Raw genomic sequence first — 19,119 nt, 5'->3', positions numbered from 1 at the left:
CCCTTTCAGCGGCTTCAACCGTTGATCAAGGCCGGTTTATCGAGGTGTTCAGATGATCTTCACCAGATCGCCGCGGCGCCCGCGGAAGATGAAGAGATGGCCGCTGTGCGGGTCCTGGGAGAAGCGTTCCTGAACCAGCAACGCCAAGCTCGCCCAACCCTTGCGCATGTCGGTGTGCCCGGTGGCCAGCCACACCCGCACCCCGCTCGGCACCGGGATCATGCCAGGGCACCGACGACGGCCGCCGCCAGGGCGGGGTCGACCGGCCCTTCCAGACGCAGGCGTGCCCCGCTGGGCAGGATGACCTCGAGGAGCGCCGGGCTCGTGGCCGGCGGCACCGGAGGAAGCAATGGTCCAGGGGGCTCCGCGACCGGCGGTTCCGTTACGGTCGGCTCCGGCGTGATGGTCACCGCGACGAAGCTGGACGGTTCGGCCACGGCGGCTCCCGTGGCCTTCATCAGCCCCCGCCAGCGGTACAGCAGACTTTCGTGCACGCCCAGCCGGCGGGGCGCTTCCGTCACCACCACGCCGGGGCGGAAAGCCTCCTCGACCATCCGCTCCTTCTCCGCCGGCGTGTAATTCCGCCGCCGCTCCGTTCCTGTCAGAACCTCGACCCGCTGATAAGCCATGACGTTTGCAACTCGTTTGCGTCCGCGCGATGACGCGCCACGCAAACCTCAGACGCCGGCCCCTACTTTGCCAAGGCGGTGCTTACCGGAGGCGTACCTCACAAGGGCGCACGAGCCGCCTCCACCGGACCATTCCAGGCGCCGATTGCGCATAAAAAAAGCCGTCAGGAGCTTCGCTGCTCCTGACGGCCTTCCGTGTTCAATCCTTATCGACGGCGACCGCCGCGGATCATTCCCACTCGATGGTGCCGGGCGGCTTCGAGGTGATGTCGTAGACGACGCGGTTGACGCCGCGGACTTCGTTCACGATGCGGTTCGACACGCGGGCCAGGAAGTCGTGCGGGAACGGGTACCAGTCGGCGGTCATGCCGTCGGTGGAGGTCACCGCGCGCAGGGCCAGCACATGGTCGTAGGTCCGCCCGTCGCCCATCACGCCCACGGTGCGCACCGGCAGCAGCACCGCGAAGGCCTGCCAGATCGCGTCGTAGAGGCCGGCGTTGCGGATCTCCTCCAAATAGACCGTGTCGGCCTTACGCAGGATGTCCAGCTTCTCCGGGGTGATCTCGCCAGGAACGCGGATGGCGAGGCCCGGGCCGGGGAAGGGATGGCGCCCGATGAAGGCGGCAGGCAGGCCGAGTTCGCGGCCGAGCGCGCGGACCTCGTCCTTGAACAGCTCACGCAGCGGCTCGACCAGCTTCAGCTTCATGCGCTCCGGCAGGCCGCCGACGTTGTGGTGCGACTTGATGGTGACCGAAGGACCGCCGGTGAAGGATACGCTCTCGATCACGTCGGGATACAGCGTGCCCTGGGCCAGGAACTGCGCCCCGCCGACCTTGGCGCTCTCTTCGTCGAACACCTCGATGAACAGGCCGCCGATGATCTTGCGCTTCTGCTCCGGGTCGGTGACGCCGGCCAGCTTGCCCAGGAACAGGTCGGATGCGCTCCGGTGGACCAGCGGGATGTTGTAGTGGTCACGGAACAGCGTCACCACCTCCTCCGCCTCACCGGCGCGCATCAGGCCGGTGTCGACGAAGATGCAGGTGAGCTGGTCGCCGATGGCCTCGTGGATCAGCACGGCGGCCACCGAGGAATCGACGCCGCCCGACAGGCCGCAGATCACCTTGCCGCTGCCGACCTGGGCGCGGATCTTCTCGATCGCCTGCTGCTTGAAGGCGGCCATCGTCCAGTCGCCCTTCAGCCCGGCGACGCGGTGCACGAAGTTCGCCAGGAGCTGCGCGCCGTGCGGGGTGTGCACGACCTCCGGGTGGAACTGCACGCCGTAGAACTGGCGGGCGTCGTCGGCGATGGCGGCGAAGGGCGCACCGTCGCTGACCGCCACGGCCTGGAAGCCGTCCGGCAGGGCGGTGACGCGGTCGCCGTGGCTCATCCACACCTGCTCGCGCGAACCCACATCCCAGAGGCCGTCGAACAGCGCGCAGGTCTGCTTCACCTCGATGAAGGCGCGCCCGAACTCGCGGTGGTCGGAGCCCGACACGGCGCCGCCGAGCTGGTGGCACATCGTCTGCTGACCGTAGCAAATGCCCAGGACCGGAACGCCCAGCGTGAAGACCACCTCCGGCGCGCGCGGACCGTTCTCTTCGGTGACGGAGGCCGGGCTGCCCGACAGAATGATCGCCTTCGGCGCGTAGTCGCGAATCCGCTCCTCGCTCATGCTGAACGGATGGATTTCGCAATAGACGCCGGCTTCACGGACGCGGCGGGCGATGAGCTGGGTCACCTGCGACCCGAAATCGAGGATGAGAACGCGCTCGGCGGACATGGACGACAACCTGATGCGGGGGGACAAGCCCCTGACTACCGCATTTCAGGCCCCGCGGACAAGCGTGCAAGCGGGGCGAGGTCGCGCCAGCCATAGGCGATCTCCACCAGCTCCGCCCCGGCGAAGCGGATGGGCCGTTCCGCCACCCGGACACCGCCCAGCCGCTCGTAGAACCAGCGGGCCGGGTTGTCGCGCAGGCACCAGACCACGGCGGTGCGCTTGCCGCCCTCCTGGAGCCGCTCCGCCATGGTCGCCATCAGGCGACGGCCCAACCCCTGCCCCTGAGCCTCGTCCAGCAGATAGAGGGCGTAGAATTCCCCCTCGTACCCTTCCACGGGAATGCGGCGCCCGCCGTAGGTGGCGAATCCCACCACCGAGTCCGCACCGTCCACCACGACCAGGGCGCCCTGCCCCGGCCCGTGCGCCTGGACGGCGTTGTGCCAGCGCATCGCCGCGGCGGCTTCCGACAGGTTGGCGAGATAGGCATCGGGGACGAGGCCCGGATAGGTGGATTGCCACGTGGCGACATGGACCTTGGCGATGCCCACCGCGTCCGACGGGCGCGCGTCGCGAATCACCAGCGCTTCATCCATGGGACATCTCCGGACCCGTTGCCCACCCCAATGGAAACTGGGAGCCGGGCCGGAGGATGTCCAGTCAGCCAAAAGGGCCGGGACGGGGCGACGGTGGAAGGCCGCCGCGCCACCGGCCTTCGGGTTACTGGGCCGGAAGGGCCGGAACACCCGCCTGCCACTGGTCCCAGTGGGAAACGATGTGGTCGGTCATGCGCGAGCCGACCAGCGCCACGTTCTCCACCGTCTCGGCAAAGCCGCCAGCGGTTTCGCCCGGCTTCGGGTCGAGATGCTCCAGCGTGGTTTCCTTGGGGTTGCCCTGGTCGAAGTTGACGGCGCCACGCAGGCTCATCACCCGGTCCGAGCCGAGGGTGCGCTTGATGACCAGAGTGATCGCCGCGGCCTCCATCTCGGTGATGACGTAATCGTCGGCGCCGTAGAGCTTGGCGATGTACTGCGCCTGCTCGGACATGCCGGGGCCGTGGAAGAAGGTGTCGCCGGTCATGTGCGTGCCGGTGCCGACGAAGGGCGCGCGCCGGGCGGCGTCCTGCGGGTAGCGCTGGCGGTAGGCGCGGGCGCTGTCGGAGTCCTTCAGCGGCGTGTCGCCGGTCAGCTTCATCGCCCAGGAGACCAGGGCCGGGTTCAGCTGGAACAGGCGGACGGACTCGTAGCCCTTGCGCGGCATGAAGGTCGGCTCGCCCGGCTTGCCCTCCTCCGGCGCCCAGCGGTGGCCCAGATCGTAATCCACCAGCCACGTCGCCCAGTTGACCTCGGCGATGGTGCCGCGTGACGGCGGCGTGCCGGCCACGCCGGAGATGATGAAATAGGCCTGCGACAGGTCGAGCTGCGGGTTCAGCAGGATCGCCTGCATGGACGCGGAGGAGCTGACCTTGCCCATCCCCAGAACCGCGCCGCAGACGCCGTCGGCGTTGCAGTAGACCGGGTTCAACGCGCCCTTCACGGCGATCGGTTCGGCGGACTGCCAGTAGCGCTCGTACCAGTTCTGGAACTCGCCGGCGCGGTCGCCGGTGTTCTTGCCGATCTCGAACATGGCGCCGACGAACACCTTGACCTTGACCGGCTCAGCCGCTTCGGCGGAGGTGCCCAGCCCCAGCAGGAAAAGGGCGGACAGGGCGGCGCTCCGCCAGCGGGACGTGTTCCACATCATTGCGCTCCAACATGCGGGGAAAGGTTGCACCCTAGCCGCAAACCTCGCGCTCTGACCCGCACGAAATCAGCAGGCCGGTCCGTGTGTCCCCGCATGAGTGGCGGCGCTCGTCCTTTCTCGGGCCGCCGCGCATTCGCCGATTTTTCGGCCCACCATCGATCTCTCTTACCATGTTGGTTTCGCCAAATTCTTAGCGGGTCGCCAACGGTCACCTTCCGACGCGAGTCCGGACACCAAATACCCACCTCATACCCCAGTATTCGTATAGTTCATTATCGAGCGAATGCTTCGGACTCGAACTTTAATATTTCATTATTGATCTTCGCTGAAACTTTTAAATCAACAGGTCAAAAATATCTATTTCCTACCACGATGACATCGACCATCGATCAATGGAGTTTTCCAATGGCTCCGACAAGCGTCACATCACCCGCCGATGTTCCCGCATATTTCCGCACTGGATCGGCATCGCGCTCAACGAACACATCGACACCTTCCATTGCCACGACGACCGTCCGAAATGGCGGAGCCAACGACAGCGTGGATCTCAGCGCTCTGGCAACGGCCCTAAAAGGCAATGCTCTTACGATGTTCAACGAGGCGCTGGGCGACGAGGACCGTCGGAAACTGGACGACGCCGTGCGCGCCGGCACTCTGACCGGCGATGAGGTGGCGAAGGGTTTGACGACACGTCTGAAACGCATCGGCTTCGCGCAGTCCGGTGTCGATGTCGCCACCGTCGATTTCGATTCGGAGGCCGCCAACCGCGCTCTCGGCGGAGCGGTGCTCCTTCAGCGCGGCCAGCGCCGGTCCGACACGCCGACACGCCGACACAGCCGGACAATTCCCCGATCCGCGTCGACAAATCTTCGGCATCGCCCTCCCCGGCGACGAGCAGGGACGCTCAGGCCAACGCCTACTTCCTCGCCGTTGAGGATGGTGGCGACGATGCGTCAAAGAAGATCGCCGATTTCGGCATCAACCTGAGTCCGTTTGCCGCCTTCGGCGACGCCGTCCGTCGTCTGATCGGCAATGGGGCCTTCGATTACCGTTAGGCTCATGTCTTTCGCCGCCAATTCCCTCATAGATTAATTGTACAAAAAGTAAATAAGACCCTTCACAAATCTACATCACCAAAGGAAACGCAATCATATTTGCAATAATATTGAAATTTTTAAAAGTATAGATATCGTTAACTTGAAATAATATTTTCCTCTACTCCATACGGATGCCCGGAAATGATGGGCGATGACGGCCAGGAGGCAGATCAATGACCAGCAGCACAATCAGCTCCTCTCTTCCTCTATCCGCCACCGGATACTGGAAGCCTGTACAGTCCGGAACCGGTTCCTTTGGGCATCAATCTTCAAGCGTCGGGAGCGGCGAAAAGACGGATGCCGTGTCCCTGAGCAAGCTTGGGCAGGCCTTGAAGGGCGCCGCCGCCGATGTGTTCAAGCAACTCGACTCAAAGGCGCGCGGCATGTTGGAAGGACTCGTCAACTCGGGCGAGATCAGCGCCGAAGACGTCGTAACCGGGCTGAAATCGATGGCGACCAAGGCGACCTTCAACCGCTACGTCTCCGAACGCCCCCGTGACGAGGAGGACAAGCAACGGCTCGCCGACTCGGAGGCCGCTTGGCAGAAACTGCAGGCCTATGGCAGCCGGATGTCCGGCGTGCTGTCCGAGGTCGGGCGCAAAACCCAGGAGATTCAGGAAGCCCAGCAGCGCGGCGAAATCTCGACGGACGAGATGAACGAACGCCTGAAGCCGGTCCGGGACGCGTTCAAGGGCGAGATCGCGGCGACCCGTGGCGCCTATGGAAAGCCGACCGATCAGACGGCCATTCTCAGCGACGCCAGCGGATTCACGAAAAACATGCAAGGCTTCAAATCCGCGCTGGCATCCATGGGGGAAGACGCTGGCTTCGCGGAACTGTACGCGCCGGACGGCGAGGCCGCCGAGCAGAAGCTTCAGGAACTCGGCTTCGATCGGACCGTCTTCGGCAACGCGTTCCAGAAATTTGCGGAAACCGTGGACATTCCCGGCATCGGGCCCAAATCCGCTGCCCCGAAGGCTGACGGCGTCGCTCCGCCCTTGGCGCCCGCCGCGGAAAGCAAGATTGCCACGGAGACGCCAGTCGTCACGAACAAGCCGACCGCCGAAAGCCCGCCGCCATCGGATACCAGCAAGCCAGCTTCGAACGACCCTGGCAACGCGCAGGCGGCGCTGTCCATGCTCCAATCGGCGCTTGGGTCGGGCGCGTCGAAAGGCGGAACCGGCGTCCTGGGCGCAGTTGCCGGAAACGCCAACGAAGGCCAGAACACGGTCGCCAGCGGCCTGCTGGAAGCCCTGAAGGCCGGAGCGGGAAAGCCGCCAACCGGAAACGCGCAGACCGGCGACACACCGCCGGCCTGACGCATCCCACCGGGGAAGGCTCCCCCGCCGATGTTACCCCTCCGAAGGCGCCGGATCAGCCTCGGCCATCTGGTCCACCTCCGCCACAGCGTCCTCCTCCGCCTTGCGCACCATCACGGCGGCGAAGAAGCCGTCGGTGTCGTGGCGGGCCGGGGTCAGGCGCAGGTACGGCCCCTCGGCCGGCGGGGTGCCCGCCCCCTCCTCCGCCCAGACCTCGGCGACCGGCAGAACGGTGAAGTCGGGGTGGGTTTCCAGGAAGGAGGCCACCTGCTTCTCGTTCTCCTCCGGCAGCAGCGAGCAAGTGGCGTAGATCAGCCGCCCGCCGGGCTTCACCAGCCGGGCCGCGCTGTCCAGGATGTTCGCCTGGAGCGGCACCAGTTCCGCCAGGCCGGGGCCGAGCTGGCGCCAGCGGCTGTCGGGGTTGCGGCGCCAAGTGCCGGTGCCGCTGCACGGCGCATCGACCAGCACACGGTCGAACTTGCGCTTGTGCCGCTTCACCCAGGGGTCGCGCTCGCTGGACAGCGGGTGCGCCTCGATGTTGTGCAGACCGGCGCGGCGGAACCGCTCGGCGGCGCGCTTCAGACGTCCGGCCAGCACGTCGCAGGCGACGACGCGGCCCTTGTTCTTCATCAGCGCGGCGATGGCCAGCGTCTTGCCGCCGGCCCCGGCGCAGAAGTCCACCACCTGCTGCCCCGGCTTCGGCGCCACCGCGATCGCCACGAGCTGCGATCCCTCGTCCTGGATCTCGACCAAGCCGTCCTTGAAGGCGTCCACGGTGCCCAGCGGCGGACGGCCCTGGACGCGCAGGCCCAGCGGCGACCACTGCGTCGGCTCCGCGGTGATGTGGGCGCGGGCCAGCGCCTTGATCGCGCTCTCGCGGTTGGCCTTCACCGGGTTAATGCGCAGGTCGAGCGGCGCGGAGTCCAGCAGAGTCCGCATCTCCACCGCGAAGCGGTCGCCCATGGCGGCGCGCATCGGCTCCTCGGCCCAGGGCGGGCATTCCACGGCCACGCTTTCCGGCATCTGCGGATGCTCCAGCGTGTGGGTGTCCAGCTCGTTGGCGAGCTTCGCCTCCTCCGGCGCCAGCGGGTCCGGGGCGAATTTGGTGGCGCCGAACAGCGCCTTGACCGTCGCCGCGGCCTTGCCCTCGGCCAGGATCTCGTTGGCGAGCGCGCGGGCGCGCGGGGTCGGCGGGTGGCCCTGACGCTCCAGCCACCAGCACAGCCGGGCATGCCGCCGCAGGATCGCGTAGGCCGTCTGCGCCACCGCGGTGCGGTCTTTCGACCCGATGTAGCGGCGGGCGCGGAAATAGGCGCTCATCACCGCGTCGGCGGGGCGCGGGGTTTCGTCGATCTCGGTCAGCAGGTCGATGACCGCCTGAAGGCGGGCGGCGGGGGTCATGGGATGATCCTCGGATAGATTCCCTGCTCGATAACCCGAGCGGGGGGCGCTTGTCATCCCCCGCGCACGCGCGGCAGCCTTTCGAGTCGCCGATCCAGGCGCAGCCCCTGTGACAAGACGACCGAATTGAAACCATCCGCGCGAAGAGCGGTTGACCGCAATCCTGCGAATGAGGCAAAAAAGGGGTAGTTGTTCTTGTTCGAGCCATCTTGGCCGCGGCAAGTCCAGCCATCCCTCGTCTTTATCGTCTTCCTTGAATCTTGGTGCGGGGTCCGCGATGGCGGCTGCGGTCAGCAGTGTCATGGCGCGTGCGGTGGCGCGCGTCTCCACCCTTCTTGCGTTCGGCCTGCTGGCGGGCTGTGCCGGCGACGCGGCGACCGGTTCGGGACCGGGCGGCGGCGTCACCGCGGCGTCCTGGCGGCCGGGGATGGAGAAGGTCTCCGCGGACTTCCGCGGCCTGCCGGGCTGGATCGACGACGACCACGCGCAGGCCCTGCCCGCGTTGCAGCGCACCTGCCGCTGGGTGGCGGCTCAGCCCGCCGGCAAGCCGCTCGGTCCCAACCCCGCCGCCGGCACCACCTCGGACTGGCGCCCGATCTGCGAGGCGCTGCGCGGCCTGCCCGACGCCCAGCCGGAAACCGCCCGCCGCTTCTTCGAGGATCACTTCACCCCCGTCGCCCTGTCCGAGGGGCAGGAAGGGCTGTTCACCGGCTATTACGAAGTCGAGCTGCGCGGCAGCTGGACCCGGACCGAGCGCTACAACGTTCCCCTTTACAAGGCGCCCAAGCGGACCAAGCGTGGCCTGCCCAGCCGCGCCCGCATCACCGACGGCGCGCTGAAGGGCAAGGGGCTGGAGATCCTGTGGGTGGACGACCCCATCGACGCCTTCTTCCTGGAAATCCAGGGATCGGGCCGGGTGCGGATGACCGACGGGTCGGTGGTGGCTCTGGGCTACGGCGGGCAGAACGGCCACCGCTACGTCCCCATCGGGCGGCACCTGATCGACATCGGCTACGCCACGCCGGAGCAGGTGACCATGCCGCTGATCCGCCGCTGGCTGACCGAGCATCCCGGCGAGGCCCGGCGGGTGATGAACATGAACCCGTCCTACGTCTTCTTCCAGCTCCGCTCGGATGTTGGCGCCCGCGGCGCGCGCAACATGGAACTGACGGCGGGCCGCAGCCTCGCCGTGGACCCCGGCTACGTCCCGCTGGGCGTGCCGCTGTGGCTGGACGTACGCGAGGCCCCGGTGCCGCAGGGCGAGATCAAGCGCATCGTCGTCGCCCAGGACACCGGTGGTGCCATCAAGGGGGCGGTGCGCGGCGACCTGTTCTGGGGTCATGGGGCGGAGGCCGCCGAGGGCGCCGGCGTGATGAAGGCCAAGGGCCGCTACACAATGCTAGCACCGCGCACCACGTCCTTCACGCTGGCGCAACGCCGCTGAGGTCTGGTTGTCGATGCTGGTTCGTCTGTCCGCCCTGCCCGACCGCGGGGCCGCCCTCGCCGCGCTGGAGGACATCTTCTTCCTGTCCACGCTGCGCAAGGACTTCGCCTCGGCGGAGGAGCGCGCGGCCTTCTTCCGCACTTGGACGGGCTGGTATGTGGAGCGGGCACCGAACGACGTGTGGTTCGCCTTGGATGACAACGGCACCGTCATCGGCTATCTGACCGGCTGCAAGGACAGCGCCGGGGCGGTGGATCTCGCCCGCATCATTCCGAAGTACGAGGTCTTCACCGACCGCTTCGCCGCCTTTCCCGCCCATCTCCACGTCAACGTCCGGCCCGGCTTCCGTGATCATGGGATCGGGCGGGCGCTGGTGGACCGCTTCGCGGAAGACTGCCGCGCCGATGGCCTGCCTGGCCTGCATCTGGTGACCGGGGTCTTCGCGCGGAACGTCGCTTTCTACCAGCGTGCCGGCTTCACCACGGCGATCCAGCGGGGGCCGCTGCTGTTCCTGGGCCGGCGCCTGGATTGAGCGCCTTTCAAAAGGCGGAGGCGCAGCCGCCGGCCTTGAGCACCCGTTGCGTGGACGCCGGGTTGTTGGCCAGCTTCGCCGCCGGGCGGACGGGCCGCCGCACCAGTTCACCCCCGCAGTTCGGACAATGTCCCTTCAGCACCTCATCCCGGCAATCGCCGCAGAAGGTGCATTCGAAGGAGCAGATGTAGGCATCGCGGGAGTCCGGGGGCAGATCCCGGTCGCAGCATTCGCAGTTGGGCCGCAGCGCAAGCATGATGGGCATCGCCTTTCCGTGGTTCCGCGATGATAGCAGCCGCGCGACGGCGGGAGAATGGGAGGCGACGGATCGGCCTTCCCATCGCGGCGCCCCGCGCCGTAAGGTCCGCGATCACGACGAACGCCCGCCCTGGAAAGCCTGCCCCGCATGACCCGCCCGCCGCGCCTGATCGAAAGCCTGCAGAATCCGCAGTTCAAGCTGTGGGAGTCGCTGCTGGAAAGCCGCGGCCTGAAAAAACAGGGCAAGTTCCTGCTGGCCGGGCTGAAGACGGTGCCGGAGGCGCTGGCCCGCTGGCCGGACCGCTTTTCCACCCTGCTCGTCACCGATCCGGCGCAGGCCGAGGGCTGGCGCCTTCCCGCTGGGCTGGAGATTGTCCAACTCGCTCCCGCCCTGTTCCGCACGCTGGACGCCTCCGGCACCGGCTTCCCCCTGCTCGTCGGCACGGTGCCGGACACGCCGTCAATCGACCTGTCGCAATCGCCGCAAGGGCTGGAGCTGATCTGCGCGCTCGGCGATCCCAACAACCTCGGCGCCCTGCTGCGCAGCGCCGCCGCCTTCGGCGCCCGGCGGGTGATCCTGCTCGATGGAGCGGCGCACCCCTACCACCCCAAATGTCTGCGCGCCGCGTCGAACGCCCAGTTCGAGCTGACCCTGTTGCGCGGCGGCCGATGGGAGGATGTGACGCGGGCCGCCGGACCGATGGTCGCCCTGGACGCCGGGGGCGCCGACATGGCGGCCTTCCGCTGGCCGCACGACGTCCGTCTCGTCCTGGGCGAGGAAGGCCAGGGCGTGCCCGCTACTCTGCCCGTCCAGCGCCTGTCGATCCCGACCACGGGCGCCGTGGAATCCCTCAACGCCACCGTCGCGGCGAGCGTGGCACTGTTCAGCCACTTCGCCGCCAACCGCTGAAACGCGGACATGAAAAAGGCGAGGGGAACGCCCCCTCGCCTTCTCGAACCTCACTCCAAGGAACGGCTGATCAGCCCTGGCGGTAGTTCGGGGACTCGTTGGTGATGGTGATGTCGTGAACGTGGCTCTCGCGCAGGCCGGCGTTGGTGATGCGGACGAACTCGCACTTCGTCTGCATCTCGGCGATGGACTGGCTGCCGGTGTAGCCCATGGCCGCGCGCAGGCCGCCGACGAGCTGGTGGATCACCGCCGACACCGGACCCTTGTAGGGCACGCGGCCTTCGACGCCTTCCGGCACCAGCTTCATGGTCGAAACTTCCTGCTGGAAGTAGCGATCGGCCGAACCACGGGCCATGGCGCCCACCGAGCCCATGCCGCGGTAGCTCTTGTAGGAGCGGCCCTGGTAGAGGATGACCTCGCCGGGGCTCTCGTCGGTGCCGGCGAACAGGCTGCCCAGCATCGCCACGCTGGCGCCCGCCGCGATGGCCTTGGCGAGATCGCCCGAGAACTTGATGCCGCCGTCGGCGATCACCGGGATGCCCATCTTCTCGCAGGCCTCGACCACATCCATGATCGCGGTGAGCTGCGGCACGCCGACGCCCGCGACGATGCGGGTGGTGCAGATGGAACCGGGGCCGATGCCGACCTTCACCGCGTCCGCGCCGGCATCGACCAGCGCCTTCGCCGCCTCGGCGGTTGCTACGTTGCCGGCGATCACCTGGGTGTAGTTGGACATGTTGCGCGCGGCGCGCACCTGATCCAGCACCTTCAGCGAGTGGCCGTGCGCGGTGTCGACCACCAGAACGTCCACGCCCGCGTCGAACAGCGCCTCGGCGCGGCGCAGCCCGTCCGAGCCGGTGCCGGTGGCGGCGGCGACGCGCAGGCGGCCCTGGGCGTCCTTGCAGGCGTTGGGATAGGCCTGGGCCTTCTCCATGTCCTTGACCGTGACGAGGCCGATGCAGCGATGGGCCTCGTCCACCACCAGCAGCTTCTCGATGCGGTGCTGGTGGAGCAGGCGCTTGGCCTCGTCCTGGCTGACGCCCTCGCGTACCGACACCACGTCCTTGGTCATCAGTTCGCTGACCGGCTGGTTCGGGTTGGTGGCGAAGCGCACGTCGCGGTTGGTCAGGATGCCGACCAGCTTGCCGCTGCCGCGGGAGTCGCGGCTTTCCACCACCGGAATGCCGGAGATGCGGTAGTCGGCCATGAGCTGAAGCGCGTCGGCCAGCGTCTGGCCCGGCGTGATGGTGATCGGGTTGACCACCATGCCGGACTCGTACCGCTTGACCTTGCGGACCTCCTCGGCCTGTTGCTCGATGGTCAGGTTGCGGTGGACCACGCCGATGCCGCCGGCCTGGGCCATGGCGATGGCGAGGCTGCTTTCGGTCACCGTGTCCATCGCCGAGGACATCAGGGGGATGCCCAGTTCGATGGTCTTGGTCAGGCGCGTCCGGGTGTCCACCTCGTTCGGCAGGACCGAACTTTCGGCCGGAACCAAGAGGACGTCGTCGAAGGTCAGAGCTTCGCGAATCGTGGACGAGCGGGCCATCGGCGGTCTCCCGGGAGATAAAAAGGGGCCGGAAAAAAATTTGGCGCACTATACACAAGACCGTGGGCTTGTGAAGGCGCCTGAACCACAAACTGTCGTGTGCCGGGCCTCATCCGCGCAAGCCAGCCATGACCTGCGCGAACGGGCCGCAGCCGGAGCTCAACCTAGTCGTTCGCGTTGGCCCCACGGAAACCGGTGGCGACCACATAGGTTTCGGAGGATTCCGCGCGGCTGGCCGGCGGCTTGGCGTGGCGCACCGTGGCGAAGTCGCGCTTCAGCCGCTCCAGCAGCGACTTCTCCGCCCCGCCCTGGAACAGCTTGGCGACGAACGCCCCGCCGGGTGCCAGCACCTCCTCCGCGAAGTCGTAGGCGGCCTCGGCCAGCGCCATGATGCGCAGATGGTCGGTGGACTGATGCCCGATGGTCGGCGCCGCCATGTCGCTCAGCACCACGTCGGCGGGGCCGCCCAGCGCCTCTTTCAGCCGCTCGGCGGCGCCTTCCTCCAGGAAGTCGGCCTGCATGGTGGTGGCGCCGGGCACCGGGTCCATGGGCAGGATGTCCAGCCCGACGACCTTCCAGCCCTCGCGCGCGGTCTGCACCTTGTCCACCGCCACCTGGGTCCAGCCGCCGGGAGCGGCGCCGAGGTCGACCACGCGCTTGCCCGGCCCCAGCAGATGGAACTTCTCGTCCAGTTGAAGCAGCTTGAAGGCGGCGCGGGAGCGGAAGCCGCGCTTCGTCGCCTCGTGCACGTAAGGGTCGTTCAGATGCCGCTCCAGCCAGCGGGCCGAGGAGGTGGTGCGCTTGGCCGCGGACTTCACGCGGACGGTGGCGCGGCGCCCACCCGGCGTCGAGGAGGACGGAGGCTTTCCAACCATGGTCTCACATTTCCTTAATAGATCTGCCGTGTCGACCCGATCAGCTCCACGAGGATGCCCTCGCGCAGGCCGCGGTCGGCGATGCGCAGGCGCTCCACCGGCCAACAGTCGCACAGCGCGTCCAGCACCGCGCATCCGGCGATCACCAGATCCGCGCGGTCCTGTCCGATGCAGGGATGCCGCGCCCGCCCGTCGAAGTCCAGCGCGACGAGACGTTCGATGACCGCGCGGGCGTGGTCGATGCGCAGAAAGCTGCCGTCCACGGCCCGCCGGTCGTAGCGGCAGAGGCCGAGATGCACCCCGGCCAGCGTTGTCACCGTGCCGGAGGTGCCGAGCATCTGCACCTGCCCGGCGAGCACCCGTTCCCGGATGCCGTTGCGCGCCTCGAAGGAGGCGATGGCCGACGCCACCTCCTCCACCATGCGCCGGTACATGCCGCGGTCGGCGTCCGCGCCGCCAAACTGCTCGGTCAGGCCGATGACGCCGCACTGGATGGACGTCTGGTCGAGGATGCGCGGAGGCCGCCCGCGCTCCACCGCCAGCCACATCAGCTCGGTCGAGCCGCCGCCGATGTCGAACACCACGGCATAGGGGACGTTCGGATCGAGCAGGGACGCGCAGCCGGCGAGCGCAAGGCGCCCTTCCTCCTGGCTGGAGATGATCTCGATGGCGATGCCGGTCTCCCGCTCCACCGCATCGACGAACTCGCTGCAGTTCCGGGCGCGGCGGCACGCTTCGGTCGCCACCGCACGCGCCGCGGTGACGCCGCGACGCTCGATCTTGGACCCGCAGATCCTCAGGGCGGCGAGGGTGCGCTCCATCGCCGAGTCGGACAGCCGGTCGTTGCGGGTCAACCCCTCGCCCAGCCGGACGATCCGGGAGAAGGCATCGATGACGCGAAAGCCGCCGGGAATCGGGCGTGCGATCAGCAGGCGGCAATTGTTGGTTCCGAGATCGAGGGCCGCGAAGACCGGGCGCGCAGGGGCCGACGAACGCAACCGTCCGGTGTCGTTCTGCCGTTCACTGTGCACCTGAAGGTCCACGTCTCCTCCCCGCCATGCTTAAGGGAGTCATCTTAACCCGGTTTCACGTCCCAGCGAAAGCCCACGAATGGCATTGATTTGTGTCCACGCGCTCACACCAAGGTACCGGAGGTGAAAAAAGGGCTATACAAGCCCTGCCTGCTTTGCTAAAAGGGCGGCCCACGACGGGACGCGGCGCAGCGCCACTCCCGGTGACGGTCTGGGGGATCGTCTAGCGGTAGGACAGCGGACTCTGACTCCGCCAGCCTAGGTTCGAATCCTAGTCCCCCAACCAACTTTCTCCTTCATCTTTCTGTTTTCGCGCCGAACCAGAGGCCGGTTGGCATCGCCTTCCGCAACACCTAGCCATTTTAAAGCGGCCAACGAGCGCTTTTGAAGCGTTGTTGTCGTGGCGCCATGGTGGCGCGGTTGGATTTGCCGGCTCCAAGACTTACTTATGCGGTCCACCTTCCACGGCACGAATTTCCTTGAACGACACGCCCCGCCGCTCCGGCAGCTTTCCCGATAAGGACACGGTCCTTTCCTTCATCCGCTCCAGCACGACGCCGGTCGGCAAACGCGAGATCGCGCGTGCCTTCAAGCTGTCGGGCAGCGACGACCGCGAAAGACTGAAGGAGCTTCTCAAGGAACTGGAGGCCGACGGCGCCGTGGAACGTGGGCGCAACAAGCGCGTCGCCCCACCGCAGTCGCTGCCGGAAGTCGCCGTGCTGGAGGTGACCGGCGTCGATCCGGACGGTGAGGTCAGCGCCCGCCCGGTCACCTGGACGGGCGAGGGAAACCCGCCGCGCATCTTCATGATGCCGGAGAGGAAGGGCCATCCCACCCTGGGAACCGGCGACCGGGTGCTGGCGAAGCTGAGCCGCATCAACGACCGGCTCTACGAGGCGCGCACCATCCGGCGGCTGGACGGCACGGTGGGGCGCGTTCTCGGCGTCTATTATCCCGCGGCGGACGGCGGGCGCATCGTCCCCACGGACAAGCGCAACAAGACCGAACTGCTGGTCCTGCCGGCCAACCGCAACGACGCCGAGCCGGGCGAGCTGGTGCTGGCCGATCTGCTGCCCGCGGCCCGGATGGGCTTGCCGCAGGCCCGCGTCGCGGAGCGGCTGGGGCACACGGCGGAGCCGCGCGCGGTCAGCCTGATCGCCGTCCACACCCACGGGCTGCCTACCGACTTTCCGCCCGCCGCCCTGCGCGAGGCGTCGCACGCCGCAGTGCCCGCCCTGACCGGGCGCACCGACTTGCGCAACCTGCAGCTGGTGACCATCGACGGCGCCGACGCCCGCGATTTCGACGACGCGGTGTGGGCCGAGCCGGACCCCGACCCCGCGAACGAAGGCGGCTGGCACATGGTGGTCGCCATTGCCGACGTGGCCTTCTACGTGCGTCCCAATTCGGCACTGGACCGGGCGGCCTTCGAGCGCGGCAACTCCGTCTATTTCCCCGACCGCGTCGTGCCGATGCTGCCGGAGGCGCTGTCCAACGACCTCTGCTCGCTCCGCCCCCACGAGGACCGCGCCTGTGTCGCGGCGCATCTATGGATCGACCGCCACGGCGCGCTCCTGCGGCACCGCTTCGTGCGCGGCCTGATGCGCTCCGCCGCGCGCCTGACCTACGAGCAGGTGCAGGCGGCCCGCGACGGGGCGCCGGACGAGGCGACGGAGCCGCTCATGGAGGCGGTCATCGCCCCGCTCTACGGTGCCTACGCTCGCCTGTGGGCGGCCCGGTTGCGCCGCGGCACGCTGGAGTTGGATCTGCCGGAACGGCGGGTGCGGCTGAACGAGCGCGGACGGGTGGCGGAGATCGCGGCGCGCGAGCGCCTCGACAGCCATCGGCTGATCGAGGAGTTCATGATCTGCGCCAACGTCGCGGCGGCGGACAGCCTGGAACGGGCGGGCATGGCTGGTCTGTTCCGCGTCCACGACCAGCCGTCGCTCGACAAGCAGGAGGCGCTGCGGGAGTTCCTGACCGGTATCGGCTACACGCTGCCGCGCGCGCCGCGGCTGACCCCGGCCCATTTCACCGCGATCCTCGACCGCGCCGCCGGGACGGCGGACTCGCAGCTGGTCAGCGAAGTGATCCTGCGCAGCCAATCGCAGGCGGAGTACAGCCCGGAGAACATCGGCCATTTCGGCCTGTCGCTCGACCGCTACGCCCATTTCACCTCGCCGATCCGCCGCTACGCCGACCTAATCGTCCATCGGGCGCTGATCCGCGCGCACGGGCTGGGACCGGGCGGGCTGGACGACGCGGCCATGGCCGGTCTGGCCGACATCGGCGAGCACATCTCGATGACCGAACGCCGCGCCGCCACGGCCGAGCGCGACGCCATCGACCGCTTCACCGCCGCCTTCCTGGCCGACCGCGTGGGCGCCCTGTTCACCGGGCGGATTTCCGGAGTCACCCGCTTCGGCCTGTTCATCCGGCTCGACGAGAACGGAGCCGACGGGCTGATCCCCGCCAGCACCCTGCCCGACGACCAGTACGAGCACGACGAGCGCGCCCACGCCCTGGTCGGCCAGCGCACCGGCCGCAGCTACCGGCTGGGCGCCGCGGTGAGGGTGGTGCTGATGGAGGCCGACCCGCTGACCGGCAGCACCCTGTTCGCCCTGTCCCGCACCGAGGGCGAGCTGACCGGAAGCTTGGTTGGCGGCACCGATCATCCGTTGCAGTCCGGCCACCCGGATCGTCCCCTGGGAAATGCCCGTTTCGCGGGACGCGCAACCCAAAAGCAACGGAAGCGTGGCCGCTGAGTCACAGTGGTGGACATTCCACGACAAAGAGTCTTGCCCCCGTCTTTTGTCCCGCCAGCCCTCATTTCTGAAGTGCTATCCCTTATCCATTCGAATCCGGCGGGCAACCGTCCGGGTCCGCCTGTGGGAAAGGAGGCCGCGTACGGCGCGCCATGGGCATACGAAAACGAGGATTTTCTCCGCGAGGGCGTCTGTCGGTCCCACTCGCGGCTGCCATGTTCGCCGTTGGCCTCGGAAGCCTCGGCGGAACTCTGCCCCGTCCGGTCGCCGCCGCGACCGAGCCCGCCTTCATCAGCGAGCAGGTCTTCGCCGTCGCGTACGGCAAGATCGCCGAAGTCTATCTTCAACAGGTCGATTTCGGTCGGCTTGGCCTGGACGGGCTGAAGGGGCTCGCGACCATCGACCCGACCGCCCGCGCCGAGCGCCAGGGCAACACCGTACGCCTGTACGTCTCCGGGAGCCTGATCGGGGAGTATGCCGCCCCGTCGCTGTCCGACGCCGCCGGCTGGGCCGCCCTGACCACCAAGGCGGTGGAGCGCACCCGCCTCTATTCCCCCACCCTCTATCAGGCGGTGCCGGAGCGGGTTTATCAGGTGGTCCTCGATTCCGTGATGACGGATCTGGACGGCTACTCGCGCTACACCGGCACCCAGCGCGCCACCAGCGAGCGCGCCCAACGTGAGGGCTATGGCGGGATCGGCCTGTCGCTGGAGACGGCAAACGGGCGCACCCTGATCCGCAACGTGCTGCCGCGCAGCCCGGCCGACCGCGCCGGCATCCGCAGCGGCGACCAGCTTCTGGCCATCGACGGGGATCTGACCGCGCGCCTGAGCGAGGCGGACATGCGCGACCGGCTGCGCGGTCCGACCGGAACCATGGTCCTGCTGACCGTGGCGCGCGACAACACCCCGCCGCGCCGCGCCCCCCTCCGGCGGGAGCGCGTGGTTCCCAACACCGTGAACGCCAGCGTGTCCGAGCAGGTCGGCGTGCTGAAGGTGGACCGCTTCAACGCCGCCACCGCGTCCAATCTGCGCGAGGCCGTGCTGTCGACGCGGCAGAGCATGGGCAAGGGCCTGCGCGGTTTCGTGCTCGACCTGCGCGGCAACCCCGGCGGCCTGCTCGACCAGGCGGTCGCCGTGGCCGACCTGTTCATCGCCCAGGGCAAGATCATCACGACCGAGGGCCGTCACCCCGACAGCCGCCAGCGCTTCGAGGCCGGCCCCGACGACATCGCCGAAGGCATGCCGCTGGTGGTTCTGGTGGACGGGCGTTCCGCCTCCTCCGCCGAGGTGGTGGCGGCGGCGCTTCAGGATTCGGGCCGCGCGGTGGTGGTGGGTGCCTCCTCCTACGGCAAGGGCAGCGTCCAGACGGTGACACGCCTGCCCAACGACGGCGAACTGTTCCTGACCTGGAGCCGCATCTACACGCCCGCCGGCTACACCCTGCACCGCCAGGGCGTGCAGCCGACGGTCTGCACCAGCCGCACCGGCCAGGACGACCCCATCGCCCTGCTGTCCGACCTGCGCGACGGGCGGGCGCGTCCGATGACCCAGTTCGCCGGCTGGCGCGCCCGCGCCGCCGACGACGAGGAGGCGCTGGCCCGCCTGCGCGAAGCCTGTCCCTGGAAGGAGCATGAGCCGGAACTGGACCTGAAGGTGGCGCTGCGCCTCCTCGCCGAACCGGCGCTCTACCAGCGCGCGGTCGCCCTGTCCTCCACCAACACGGTGGCGGAGCGCTAAGTCGTTTTCCGCCCCGAATTGCGGTAAAAAAAGGACTCGGATCGGCCCTT

17 protein-coding genes and 1 tRNA gene are annotated in these 19,119 nt (G+C 68.1%); 8 read left to right on the top strand and 10 right to left on the bottom strand.

Annotated elements, in window-relative coordinates; all coding sequences use genetic code 11:
* Positions 1-48: 48 nt before the first annotated feature.
* The 5 genes from tnpB to H1Q64_RS14020 form a co-directional block, all read right to left on the bottom strand.
* Positions 49-222, bottom strand: coding sequence for an IS66 family insertion sequence element accessory protein TnpB (tnpB, locus tag H1Q64_RS14040; protein ID WP_330874553.1), 174 nt, complete (start codon positions 220-222; stop codon positions 49-51).
* A complete protein-coding gene (tnpA, locus tag H1Q64_RS14035) occupies positions 219-629 on the bottom strand; it encodes an IS66-like element accessory protein TnpA (RefSeq protein WP_237905820.1) in 411 nt (136 codons plus the stop codon). Before tnpA ends, tnpB begins: the two co-directional genes overlap by 4 nt.
* A 229-nt stretch (positions 630-858) precedes the next feature.
* A complete protein-coding gene (gene guaA / locus H1Q64_RS14030) occupies positions 859-2,409 on the bottom strand; it encodes a glutamine-hydrolyzing GMP synthase (RefSeq protein ID WP_200528885.1) in 1,551 nt (516 codons plus the stop codon).
* Positions 2,410-2,444: 35 nt separating this feature from the next.
* The gene (locus H1Q64_RS14025; RefSeq protein ID WP_237905819.1) at positions 2,445-3,002 is read right to left on the bottom strand and encodes a GNAT family N-acetyltransferase; all 558 of its coding nucleotides are present in this window, start codon (positions 3,000-3,002) and stop codon (positions 2,445-2,447) included.
* A 124-nt stretch (positions 3,003-3,126) separates the two neighbouring features.
* Positions 3,127-4,146, bottom strand: a complete 1,020-nt coding sequence (locus tag H1Q64_RS14020; RefSeq protein WP_237905818.1) for a purine-nucleoside phosphorylase — start codon at positions 4,144-4,146, stop codon at positions 3,127-3,129.
* A gap of 408 nt (positions 4,147-4,554) precedes the next feature.
* Here H1Q64_RS14020 and H1Q64_RS14015 point away from each other — a divergent pair, with 408 nt between their 5' ends.
* Positions 4,555-5,136, top strand: coding sequence for a hypothetical protein (locus H1Q64_RS14015; protein WP_237905817.1), 582 nt, complete (start codon positions 4,555-4,557; stop codon positions 5,134-5,136).
* 283 nt (positions 5,137-5,419) lie between these two features.
* On the top strand, positions 5,420-6,565 hold the full coding sequence (locus tag H1Q64_RS14010) for a hypothetical protein (RefSeq protein WP_237905816.1): 1,146 nt from the start codon (positions 5,420-5,422) through the stop codon (positions 6,563-6,565).
* 33 nt (positions 6,566-6,598) lie between these two features.
* Here H1Q64_RS14010 and H1Q64_RS14005 read toward each other — a convergent pair whose 3' ends face one another.
* On the bottom strand, positions 6,599-7,966 hold the full coding sequence (locus tag H1Q64_RS14005; protein ID WP_237905815.1) for an RsmB/NOP family class I SAM-dependent RNA methyltransferase: 1,368 nt from the start codon (positions 7,964-7,966) through the stop codon (positions 6,599-6,601).
* Positions 7,967-8,243: 277 nt separating this feature from the next.
* On the opposite strand from H1Q64_RS14005, the gene H1Q64_RS14000 reads away from it, so the two are divergent.
* Complete coding sequence (locus H1Q64_RS14000) at positions 8,244-9,410, top strand: murein transglycosylase A (protein ID WP_237905814.1); 1,167 nt, start codon at positions 8,244-8,246, stop codon at positions 9,408-9,410.
* A 13-nt stretch (positions 9,411-9,423) separates the two neighbouring features.
* The gene (locus H1Q64_RS13995; protein ID WP_237905813.1) at positions 9,424-9,942 is read left to right on the top strand and encodes a GNAT family N-acetyltransferase; all 519 of its coding nucleotides are present in this window, start codon (positions 9,424-9,426) and stop codon (positions 9,940-9,942) included.
* 7 nt (positions 9,943-9,949) lie between these two features.
* Here H1Q64_RS13995 and H1Q64_RS13990 read toward each other — a convergent pair whose 3' ends face one another.
* Complete coding sequence (locus tag H1Q64_RS13990; RefSeq protein WP_237906502.1) at positions 9,950-10,198, bottom strand: DUF1272 domain-containing protein; 249 nt, start codon at positions 10,196-10,198, stop codon at positions 9,950-9,952.
* A 150-nt stretch (positions 10,199-10,348) separates the two neighbouring features.
* On the opposite strand from H1Q64_RS13990, the gene H1Q64_RS13985 reads away from it, so the two are divergent.
* Complete coding sequence (locus H1Q64_RS13985; protein ID WP_237905812.1) at positions 10,349-11,110, top strand: TrmH family RNA methyltransferase; 762 nt, start codon at positions 10,349-10,351, stop codon at positions 11,108-11,110.
* Positions 11,111-11,180: 70 nt separating this feature from the next.
* Here H1Q64_RS13985 and guaB read toward each other — a convergent pair whose 3' ends face one another.
* The 3 genes from guaB to H1Q64_RS13970 all read right to left on the bottom strand — a co-directional run bounded on the left by guaB (position 11,181) and on the right by H1Q64_RS13970 (position 14,577).
* Positions 11,181-12,659: an IMP dehydrogenase gene (gene guaB / locus H1Q64_RS13980; RefSeq protein ID WP_059399267.1), complete on the bottom strand. Its 1,479-nt coding sequence runs from the start codon at positions 12,657-12,659 to the stop codon at positions 11,181-11,183.
* A gap of 164 nt (positions 12,660-12,823) precedes the next feature.
* Positions 12,824-13,534 carry an RlmE family RNA methyltransferase gene (locus tag H1Q64_RS13975; protein ID WP_237905811.1) on the bottom strand — a complete coding sequence of 237 codons (711 nt, stop codon included), beginning with the start codon at positions 13,532-13,534 and terminating at the stop codon, positions 12,824-12,826.
* A gap of 14 nt (positions 13,535-13,548) precedes the next feature.
* Positions 13,549-14,577, bottom strand: a complete 1,029-nt coding sequence (locus H1Q64_RS13970; protein WP_145700596.1) for a Ppx/GppA phosphatase family protein — start codon at positions 14,575-14,577, stop codon at positions 13,549-13,551.
* A 200-nt stretch (positions 14,578-14,777) separates the two neighbouring features.
* On the opposite strand from H1Q64_RS13970, the gene H1Q64_RS13965 reads away from it, so the two are divergent.
* From H1Q64_RS13965 to H1Q64_RS13955, 3 genes are all read left to right on the top strand, one after another.
* A tRNA-Gln gene (locus H1Q64_RS13965) sits at positions 14,778-14,851 on the top strand.
* 193 nt (positions 14,852-15,044) lie between these two features.
* Positions 15,045-17,330, top strand: coding sequence for a ribonuclease R (gene rnr, locus H1Q64_RS13960; protein WP_237905810.1), 2,286 nt, complete (start codon positions 15,045-15,047; stop codon positions 17,328-17,330).
* 215 nt (positions 17,331-17,545) lie between these two features.
* Positions 17,546-19,069: a S41 family peptidase gene (locus tag H1Q64_RS13955; protein ID WP_237905809.1), complete on the top strand. Its 1,524-nt coding sequence runs from the start codon at positions 17,546-17,548 to the stop codon at positions 19,067-19,069.
* The last annotated feature ends 50 nt before the right edge of the window (positions 19,070-19,119 follow it).

The organism is Azospirillum brasilense, assembly GCF_022023855.1.
GTDB lineage: Bacteria > Pseudomonadota > Alphaproteobacteria > Azospirillales > Azospirillaceae > Azospirillum > Azospirillum brasilense_F.
Note: the sequence above shows the minus strand (reverse complement) of the source record. Positions and strands in the feature narration are given on the sequence as shown.